This is a genomic window from Microbacterium sp. Bi128 (assembly GCF_918698205.1).
The window spans coordinates 1-8,502 of record NZ_CAKKMM010000160.1; the positions used below are offsets into that span (position 1 = coordinate 1).

At 73.1% G+C, this 8,502-nt stretch carries 10 protein-coding genes; 5 read left to right on the forward strand and 5 right to left on the reverse strand.

Going from position 1 to position 8,502, the window contains the following annotated elements; genetic code table 11:
• The first annotated feature begins 257 nt into the window (after window positions 1–257).
• Together LQV45_RS12735 and LQV45_RS12740 are read left to right on the forward strand one after the other, a co-directional pair.
• Entirely contained in the window at window positions 258–1,415 is a 1,158-nt protein-coding gene (locus tag LQV45_RS12735; RefSeq protein ID WP_230007345.1) for a sensor histidine kinase, read from the forward strand.
• A 79-nt stretch (window positions 1,416–1,494) separates the two neighbouring features.
• On the forward strand, window positions 1,495–2,145 hold the full coding sequence (locus LQV45_RS12740; RefSeq protein ID WP_230007346.1) for a response regulator transcription factor: 651 nt from the start codon (window positions 1,495–1,497) through the stop codon (window positions 2,143–2,145).
• Window positions 2,146–2,160: 15 nt separating this feature from the next.
• On the opposite strand, the gene LQV45_RS12745 is transcribed toward LQV45_RS12740, so the two are convergent.
• Complete coding sequence (locus LQV45_RS12745; protein ID WP_230007347.1) at window positions 2,161–2,682, reverse strand: hypothetical protein; 522 nt, start codon at window positions 2,680–2,682, stop codon at window positions 2,161–2,163.
• An 85-nt stretch (window positions 2,683–2,767) separates the two neighbouring features.
• On the opposite strand from LQV45_RS12745, the gene LQV45_RS12750 reads away from it, so the two are divergent.
• Entirely contained in the window at window positions 2,768–3,394 is a 627-nt protein-coding gene (locus LQV45_RS12750) for a 2-phosphosulfolactate phosphatase (RefSeq protein WP_230007348.1), read from the forward strand.
• 123 nt (window positions 3,395–3,517) lie between these two features.
• Here the strand turns inward: LQV45_RS12750 and LQV45_RS12755 are convergent, their stop codons facing one another.
• From LQV45_RS12755 to LQV45_RS12770, 4 genes are all read right to left on the reverse strand, one after another.
• On the reverse strand, window positions 3,518–4,006 hold the full coding sequence (locus LQV45_RS12755) for a SprT-like domain-containing protein (protein ID WP_230007349.1): 489 nt from the start codon (window positions 4,004–4,006) through the stop codon (window positions 3,518–3,520).
• A 29-nt stretch (window positions 4,007–4,035) separates the two neighbouring features.
• A complete protein-coding gene (locus LQV45_RS12760) occupies window positions 4,036–4,563 on the reverse strand; it encodes a tetratricopeptide repeat protein (RefSeq protein ID WP_138177802.1) in 528 nt (175 codons plus the stop codon).
• Between the two features lie 115 nt (window positions 4,564–4,678).
• Window positions 4,679–5,545, reverse strand: a complete 867-nt coding sequence (locus LQV45_RS12765; protein ID WP_230007350.1) for a spermidine synthase — start codon at window positions 5,543–5,545, stop codon at window positions 4,679–4,681.
• Between the two features lie 34 nt (window positions 5,546–5,579).
• Window positions 5,580–6,371, reverse strand: a complete 792-nt coding sequence (locus LQV45_RS12770; RefSeq protein WP_230007353.1) for a class II glutamine amidotransferase — start codon at window positions 6,369–6,371, stop codon at window positions 5,580–5,582.
• Between the two features lie 86 nt (window positions 6,372–6,457).
• On the opposite strand from LQV45_RS12770, the gene LQV45_RS12775 reads away from it, so the two are divergent.
• Window positions 6,458–7,714, forward strand: coding sequence for an aminotransferase class V-fold PLP-dependent enzyme (locus LQV45_RS12775; protein WP_230007351.1), 1,257 nt, complete (start codon window positions 6,458–6,460; stop codon window positions 7,712–7,714).
• Window positions 7,711–8,502 (forward strand): FAD-dependent oxidoreductase (locus LQV45_RS12780; protein WP_230007352.1); only part of this gene is annotated, 792 nt, incomplete at its 3' end. The genes LQV45_RS12775 and LQV45_RS12780, both read left to right, overlap by 4 nt.

Below are 8,502 nucleotides of genomic sequence, written 5' to 3' on the forward strand. Positions count from 1 at the left end.
CACGGCGGCCCAGGTCAACACGCGCACCACGATCGTGCTGCAGACCTTCTTCGAGGCCCGCCCGATCGAGCCCGCCGACTTCCCCGCCTGACGCCGGCGGCCCGAAGCCCCCGGCAACGCGCAGTCCCGGCCTCGCCCCGGCGGCATCCCTGTCCGGGCAGCGCTCCCGCCCCGCCTCGTCCCGCGCCGCGCCCCCCTCCGGCAGATACATCTGCGGACGGATGCCGCCCGGCCCCGCGCCGCGTAGCGTGTGGGGGATGCGCATCGCCTTGCGTCCCCTGCTCCGGTACCAGCGGACCGTCGACCTCGTCGTGGCCGGGGTGTTCGGGCTGTTCTCGATCGTGATCGAGCTGGGGCCGGGCGGCGTCGTGAGCAACCTCGGGGCGTTCCTGTTCGTCGCCCTCATGACGGCCGCGTTCGCCTTCCGACGGCTGCAGCCCGGGGTCGCCCTCCTCCTGGCCTGGGCCGGGGCGTGCGTGCAGATGGGGTTCCTGCGCGATCCGTCGCCGACTGACGTCGTCGTGTTCGTCGTACTCTACGTCTCGGCCGCCTACGGCAGTCGCCGCGTGTTCTGGGCGGGGTTCGTCTCGGCTCTCGTCGGAGCCGCGGTGGCCTCGGCATACGTGGTCCTGCGCGGGGTGGACGGGGTGTTCAATCCCAACAGTCTCTTCGCCGTCCTCGCGGTGCTGCTGGCCTCGGGCTTCGCGTTCCTCCTCGCGTGGGTGACGGGTGCGCTGGTCCGCACGGCCCACCGCGCCGCCGCGAACGCCGCGGCGCAGCGCGCCGCCGAAGAGGCCACCGTCGCCGAACAGGAGCGGGTGCGCATCGCGCGCGACATGCACGACGTCGTGGCGCATTCGCTCGCCGTCGTCATCGCGCAGGCCGACGGGGCGCGCTACGCCGCCGCTCAGGATCCCGCCGTCGCGACCCAGGCCCTCGCCACGATCTCGTCGACCGCCCGCGCCGCCCTCGGCGACGTGCGGCTCCTGCTGACCCAATTGCGGCACAGTCAGGCGGACGGCCCCCAACCCACGCTCGCCGACGTCGAGACGCTGTACGCGCAGGTGCGGGCCGCCGGGGTCGACCTGCAGGTGTCGGTCGAGCCCCCACCGGACGGCGAGCCCCCCGCCGCCGTGCAGCTCGCGCTCTATCGGATCCTGCAGGAGGCGCTCACCAACGCGCTCCGGCACGGGGCCGACCGTCGGGCCGTCGTGCGGTTCGCATGGCATCCCGACCAGGTCGAGCTCACGGTGGGCAATCGACGGGTCATCGGCGCCGCGCCCCCGTCGTCCGCCGGGCACGGCCTCATCGGAATGCGGGAACGCGCCCAGCTCGTCGGAGGGACGCTGTCGGCGCAGCCCGAGGGAGACGGCTTCGTCGTGCGGGCGAGCCTGCCGATCGGAACTCCTTCGTGAGAGCGCGGTTCGCCCGCGTCCCCGGTGCCCGGCAGAGTGGATGCCGCAACACCCCCGCCCCTCGAGAGGAACCGCTGTCATGACCTCGCCGATCCGTGTCGTGCTCGTCGACGATCAGGCTCTCTTCCGAGCCGGCATCCGGATGGTGCTCGATTCCCAGCCCGATATGGAGGTCGTCGGGGAGGCCTCCGACGGCCGGGAGGGGATCGAGGTCGTGCGGGCGACACGTCCCGACATCGTTCTGATGGACGTGCGCATGCCCGTCATGGACGGTCTCACCGCGACCGCGGAGATCCTGCGCGAACCCCGCGCTCCGCGCGTGGTGGTGCTCACCACGTTCGATCTCGACGAAGCGGCGGCGCACGCCATCCAGCACGGCGCGAGCGGATTCCTGCTGAAGGACTCCGACCCGGAGTTCCTGCTGTCGGCCGTGCGCACCGTGCACGCGGGGTCCGCGGTCATCACCGCTGAAGCCACCCGCGATCTCTTCGCCCACATCGCCGAGGGCGGCACGACCGAGCCGGTCCCGGCGAGCTACGCCGCGCTCACCGACCGCGAACGGGAGATCTTCGCCCTCGCCGCCGCCGGCCTCAGCAACGCCGAGATCGCCGCGCGCGAGTTCTTGTCGGAGGCCACGGTCAAGACGCACGTGAGCCGGATCCTCACCAAGCTCGCGCTCCGCGATCGGGTGCAGCTGGTCGTGTTCGCCTACCGGCACGGTCTGGTCTGACCCGCCCGGGGACGTTCAGGAGACGGGCGGCTCGGCGTCGTCGCGATCGAGTTCCGGATCGTGCGCCCACGTCGGTGCGAGCGCGCGGATGCGGGTGGCGCGCCACTGCCACATCGCCCACAGCCCCGGCCAGAGCGCGGGGGCGGCGGCGCCGCCGATCGTGAGACGTTCCCGCCAGAGCGTCCGGCTCGGGTCGCCGGGGACCGCCGAGACCGCCATTTGGTGATCCCACACGTCCAGCGCCGCCAGCGGGCCGGTGAGCGGCACGCCCCAGTCGCGGAACACCCGCACCGGGCCGTGCGCGTCGCGCGTCGTGCGGTCGGAGACCGAGATGAGCTGGCGACCGACCGGGAAGACCCCCGCCGCGCGCATCTGGACCGGGACGTCGTCGCCCGAGGCGAACGAGGTCGGCATGTCCTCGAGGGGCTCGACATCGAGGAGCGGGCCGTACAGCTCGGCGACCGCCCGCGGGGAATGCAGTGCCCGCCACGCGGCATCCGGATCGCAGGCGATCTCGAACTTCAGCAGAATGCGCATGCTCGCATTGTGTCAACTCCGCGTGCGGCTGCGGGGCGGGTTGACGCGGCGAGAGCCCGTGCACGGCTCGTCGTAGGCTCGAAGGATGCCGCACACCCCCGATGCTCTCGCGCAGGCGAACTACCAGGTGCGACTGGACTGGGGCGAGGCGGGTCTGCGCCGGCTGGCTCCCGCGCACGTCGTCGTGGTGGTGCAGACGCTGGGGCTCTCGGCGCGAGCGATCGCCGCGGCCGAGGACGACCGCACGCTGGCGGCGTCGTCGAGCGACGCCGAGCGGATCGCCCTCGTGGCGGAGCGGGCGGGGGCCCATGTCGTCGTCGCGGGTGTGCGCAACGCCGCGGCTGTCGCCGCGCACGTGCTTGACGTGCAACGTGACCGCGGGGAGCGGACGAGCATCGCCGTCATCGCGGCGGGCGATGCGGACGACGCGCCGGAGTCCGGCGTGCGGTTCGCCGTCGAGGATCTCCTGGGCGCCGGCGCCGTCGTCACCGCGCTCGGCGACCTCGGCATCGATCACGCCTCGCCCGACGCGGCCGTGGCCGGCGAAGGGTTCCGGGCGCTGCGCAGCGCCGTCCGTCATCTCCTCACCGCCAGCGGCACGGGCCGCGTTCTGGCCGACGCGGGTGCGCGCGATCTCGTGCTCGCCGCGGCCGAGCGCGACGCGGCATCCGTCGTCCCGGTCCTGCGTGAAGGTGTGTTCGCCGCCGCGTGAGCGGGTGGCGCGGCGACCTGTCCTGCGTGAGGGTGTGTTCACCGCCGCGTGAGCGGGTGCGCGGTGCCCGGTGCCGCGTGAGGGCGTGGGCCTCGCCGCGTGAGCCGTGGCGGGGCGTGCGGGTCAGCGGGGCGTCGACGCGGCGAGCCGCGTCGCGGGGGTGATCTCGCGCCGGATCCACGTCAGGGCGAAGCGGGGATCGAAGGACGGAGCGCACTTCGCGCACGACGTGGGGCGTGTCGCCCGACGGTGCCGGTAGGCGACGTGCCCCGCGGGACACGTGCCCACCCACGGCGCCAGTTCGTTCGCGGTCTCTCCGGCGTGCGTGGTGCCGCCGACGTAACCGAGCTCGCGGGCCGCACGCTTCCACACCGGGCCGTGGCCGGCCTCGGCCCCCGCGAGCGCGTGGGCGATCTCGTGCAGCAGCGTCTGATGATTGGTGTCGTCGTCGTAGCGGGCGGCGAGGTAGCGCGAGACGCTGAGGCGGCGCCGCCCATAGTCGCACAGACCCGCGCGACGCTTGGCGTTGTCGAACGCGAACGACCACGATTCGTCGAGGTGCAGGGCGATCAGTGCCTCCGCCCACACACGCACACGCTGCAGATCGGACATGACGGGAATCGTAGAGGGGGGCTCCGACGTCAGCTCGCCACGACCGCGCGAGTCCGTCGGCGGTCGGCGGCGTCGATCGCGAGCAGCGTCGACTCCAGTTCGGCGTCGGAGGCTCCCGCGTTCTGCCGGAGGAACAGCGCCCGCTTGAAATCCTTGCGCGCGGACTCGTACTCGCCCTCGTCGTAGTGCACCTTGCCCCGGTGCTGCAGGGCGAACGCGGCGATACCGGCCCAGCCCTGACCCTCGGCCTCTTCCGCGCACGCCGTCAGCTCCTGCTCGGCGGCGGCGAAGGCGCCGCGGCACTGCTGGATCGTGGCGTGCAGGATGCGCGCGCGCAGCAGGTCGCGGCGGGTTCCAGCCATGCGGGCCACGCGGACGGACTGCTCCGAGACGGTGAGGGCCTCGTCGAACCGGTCGAGCACCTTGAGTAGCCATGTGCGCTCGAGGAGGGCCGGGAGGCTCCGCTGCGAGCCGATCTCCTCGAGTCGCTCCGCGCACTCACGAGAGTCGGTGATCTCGCGCAACGTGTCGGGGTCGTACCCGTGGATATAGCTCACCGTCGCTCCTCTCGAATGGCCGAAGGACTCCAGTCTGCGGTGCGTGGGCCGGATGATCCGCCTCGCCACACCGTCGGGTGGCGAACCTGAGCGAGCGGTCGACCGCGGGTCCGTCTCAGCGCTCGAAGATGGATGCCGAGGGCTTCGGCGACGGCGTCGCATCGGCATCCGTCGCCGGGCGCGCGTCGCGAACGAACTCGTCGATCTCGGCCCCCTGCGCGACCTTCGCGGGGTGGGGTCCAGCCGCCATCAGGCGCGGCAGCCACTCCACCGGCAGCGGCGCGGCCGACGCCGCGACGACGAGGTTGCCGAACCGGCGTCCCTTGAGCACTTGCACCTCCGCGAGCACGATGACCTCGCTCAGGACCTCGCGGATCGTCGCGACCTGGCGGCGGGCGAAGGCCAGCCCGGGTCCGTCGGACACGTTGACCAGCAGCACGCCGTCGGGTGCGAGCAGCGCCGCCGCCTCGCGGTAGAACTCCACGGTCGTCAGATGGGCCGGGGTCTGCGCACCCGAGTACACGTCGCTGACCAACAGGTCGACGGCGCCGCGCAGTCCGGCGGGCAGCCGTCCGACGCCGGCGCGGGCGTCGCCGATGCGCACGCGGATCGCCGCGCCGCGGGGGAGCGGGATGTTCTCGCGCACCAGATCCCACAGGGCCGGCTCCAGTTCGATGACCTGCTGTCGCGAGCCCGGTCGCGTGGCTTCGACGTAGCGGGGGAGCGTCAAGGCACCCGCGCCCAGGTGGACCGCGGTGAGGGGTTGCCCCGGCATCCGGAGTCTGTCGATGACGGCGCCCATGCGCGCCACGTACTCGAAGTGCAAGTGCGTGGGGTCGTCGAGATCGACGTGCGACTGCGGGGTGCCGTCGACGACGAGCTCGGAGCCCGAGACGAACGTCGAGGCGGTCACGCGGGCGATCGATCCGTCCGAGAGGCGCGCCGTCGGGGCGTCGTCGGGTTCCACACGCATGCGAGCCATGTGTCCACGCTAGGCCCGTCGGGGTCGGCGTGCGTCACACGGGGGTCGGACGGGGGATCGGGACGGATGCCAGTCCTCCCGGCGTCACGATCGAGACCGTCTCCTCGGGGAGCGGCGTCCAGCCCTCGAGCGGGATGCCGGTGGTCGCGACGAGGCGCGTGCCGGCCGCGGTCCGCCGCGTGAACAGGCGGTTGTAGCCGTCGCCGTGCCCGGGAGGGAGGTCGGCGACGTCGAGCCCGCGTGCGGCGAAGGCGGCGAGCGGCACCGGCCGCCCGGCGGAGGAGTGCACCGCGACGAGCGCGGTGGGGGTGAGCAGCAGGGCGTTCAGGCACGCGTCGGGGTACAGCGCGCGCACCGCGGCGACGGCGTCGGCGACGGCCCGTGGGTCGACGTCCTCCGCGGAGGTGAGGGCGTGGCGCATGCGCGCGAAGTACAGCTCGCTGTCGTTGGAGCCGCGCAGGCTCGCGCGTTCCTCCGCGGTGAGCGCTGCGCGCAGCCGGTCGGGCGGTGCCAGGGCTCCGTTGTGCTGGAACGCCACGTGGCCGCGGAGGAAGGGCTGCGCCTCGGCTTCGGTCGCGCCGGTCCCCGAACTGCCGAAGCGCAGGTAGAGGAGTGCTGCGGATGTGGGGGCCGGAACCGCACGCGCCAGGTCGTCGAGCGTGGCGCGTCGATCCGCGACGACGTGGGCCGAGACGCCGTCGGGGCCCCGCCACGCCGCCCCCCACCCGTCGGCGTGCACCCGCGCGAGCGCGGAGAAGGATGCCAGGACCTCCGGCCCGAGCGCGGTGGCGGCATTCGCCGGCGCGGCGCCGACGTAGGCGAGCATGCGGGACACGGCACCTCCAGATCGAGAAGCAAGATTGGATCCATATGTAGTATGTTTGGATCCTACTCGGAGGTATCCCGTCCCCCATGAACTCGCTCCCCACCGCAGACGCCGCGCTGGCCGCGGCACCCGCGCCCCCCGTGGACGGACCCCCCATCGACGTGGCCGCCGAACGGCGCCGCACGACCGGATCCACGCTGGCCAGCCACTTCAACGCCGCGGGTGCGGCACTGCCCACCCATGGCGTGGTCGCCGCCGTCGTCGAGCATCTCCGCCTCGAAGAGACCAAGGGTGGGTACGAGGCCGCCGCCGAGCGCCGCGGCCGACTCGACGACGTGTACGCGTCCGCCGCCACGCTGATCGGGGCGGAGTCGACCGAGATCGCGCTGTTCGACAGCGCCTCGACCGGGCTGCGGGTGATGCTGGACGCCCTCCGCCCGCAGCGCGGGCAGCGCATCGTCGCCTCCAGCAGCACGTATGTCAGCCACGCCCTGCACCTCATGAGCCTCGCGCGCGAACAGGGCATCGATCTCGTCATCGCCCCCTACGACGAGCGTCGCCGCGTCGACATCGCCGCCCTCGAGGCGCTCCTCTCGGACGGGGTACCGTCGATCGTGACGGTCGCCCACGTGCCCACTTCGTCTGGTCTCGTCGAGCCGGCCGCCCAGATCGGGGAGGTCGTGCGGCGTTACGGCGGGACGTACATCCTCGACGCGACCCAGTCGGTCGGTCATCTGTCCGTCGACGTGGAAGAGATCGGCTGCGACATCCTCGTCACGACCGGGCGCAAGTTCCTGCGGGCACCGCGCGGCACCGGCTTCGCCTATGTGCGCGACACCCTCCAGGACCGGCTGCTCCCGACGGCCCCGGACGTGCGCGGAGCACGCTGGACCTCGAGCGCCTCGTGGGAGCTCGACGCCTCGGCGCGCCGCTACGAGACCTGGGAGGGGGCGGTCGCCGCGCGCCTCGGACTCGGCGTGGCCCTCGACGAGGCGATCGCGCGCGGCATCCCGTCGACCGCGCAGTGGCTCGTCGCCGCGGGTGAACGTCTTCGCGCCGGACTCGCCGGTCTCGACGGTGTCGCGGTCGCCGACCCGCCGGGCACCCGCTCGGCCATCGTGACGTTCGTCATCGACGGCGTGGCTCCCGCCGACGCGGTCGTCGAGCTCGCGCGCCGGGGCGTGCGCGTCGTCTCGGTTCCCGCCACGCACGGGCAGTGGGATCTGGGCGACCGTGGCGTGCCGAGTGTCGTCCGCGCTTCTCCGCACGTCTACAACGACGAGACGGATCTGGCCGCTCTCGTCGACGGTGTCGCCGCGATCAGCGCGGGGGTCACCCGATGACCGCCGCGGTCTCGGCCGACGTCGTCGTGCTCGGGCTCGGCATCCACGGGATGGCCACGGCCGCGAGTCTGGCCCGGCGCGGCCTGCGCGTGGTCGGCATCGACCGATTCGCGCCGGCGCACGCTCGCGGATCGTCGCATGGCCGCACGCGGATGATCCGGCGCGCCTACCCGAACCCGGTGTGGAATCCGCTCGTCGAGAAGGCGTTCGACGCGTGGGAGTCCCTCGAGCGCGAGACCGGCACCGTCCTGCTGCACCGCACCGGCGGACTGTACGCACACGCGGGTGCAGCGCAGCTGCAGGGTCCGGATTGCGTCCTCGTCGAGGACCCCGCCGAGATGGCCTCCCTCATGCCGTCGTTCGCCGTCCCCGACGGCTACCGCTCCGTCTACGACCCGTCGGCGGGGGTGATCGAGGCCGAACGCTCCCTCGTCGCGCTGCGGCACGTGGCCACGACGGCCGGTGCCGATCTCCGCTCCGATGAGCGGATCCTGGGGTGGGACGCGGGCCCGACCGGCGTCGAGGTCCGCACCGACCGCGGTGTCGTCCGCGCCGCGCGTCTCGTCGTGGCCGCGGGACCGTGGGCGGGGAAGCTCTTGCCGCAGCTGTCCGACCTGCTCGAGGTCTGGCGCATCCTGACCGTCACCGTCCGGCCCGGGCAATCCGCGGGGATCCCGCCGGCGCTCGGCGCGTTCTCGGTCGATCGTCCCGAGGGGCTCGTCTTCGGCATCCCGGATGCCGACGGCAACGGCGTCAAGCTCGGAGTGGATGCCGGAGAGGTCTGGGAT

Bases quoted from the DNA above. Each gene is read 5' to 3' on its own strand.
- LQV45_RS12735 (WP_230007345.1), top strand. From the start codon at position 258: ATGCGCATCGCCTTGCGTCCCCTGCTCCGGTACCAGCGGACCGTCGAC.
- LQV45_RS12740 (WP_230007346.1), top strand. From the start codon at position 1,495: ATGACCTCGCCGATCCGTGTCGTGCTCGTCGACGATCAGGCTCTCTTC.
- LQV45_RS12745 (WP_230007347.1), bottom strand. From the start codon at position 2,682: ATGCGCATTCTGCTGAAGTTCGAGATCGCCTGCGATCCGGATGCCGCG.
- LQV45_RS12750 (WP_230007348.1), top strand. From the start codon at position 2,768: ATGCCGCACACCCCCGATGCTCTCGCGCAGGCGAACTACCAGGTGCGA.
- LQV45_RS12755 (WP_230007349.1), bottom strand. From the start codon at position 4,006: ATGTCCGATCTGCAGCGTGTGCGTGTGTGGGCGGAGGCACTGATCGCC.
- LQV45_RS12765 (WP_230007350.1), bottom strand. From the start codon at position 5,545: ATGGCTCGCATGCGTGTGGAACCCGACGACGCCCCGACGGCGCGCCTC.
- LQV45_RS12770 (WP_230007353.1), bottom strand. From the start codon at position 6,371: ATGCTCGCCTACGTCGGCGCCGCGCCGGCGAATGCCGCCACCGCGCTC.
- LQV45_RS12775 (WP_230007351.1), top strand. From the start codon at position 6,458: ATGAACTCGCTCCCCACCGCAGACGCCGCGCTGGCCGCGGCACCCGCG.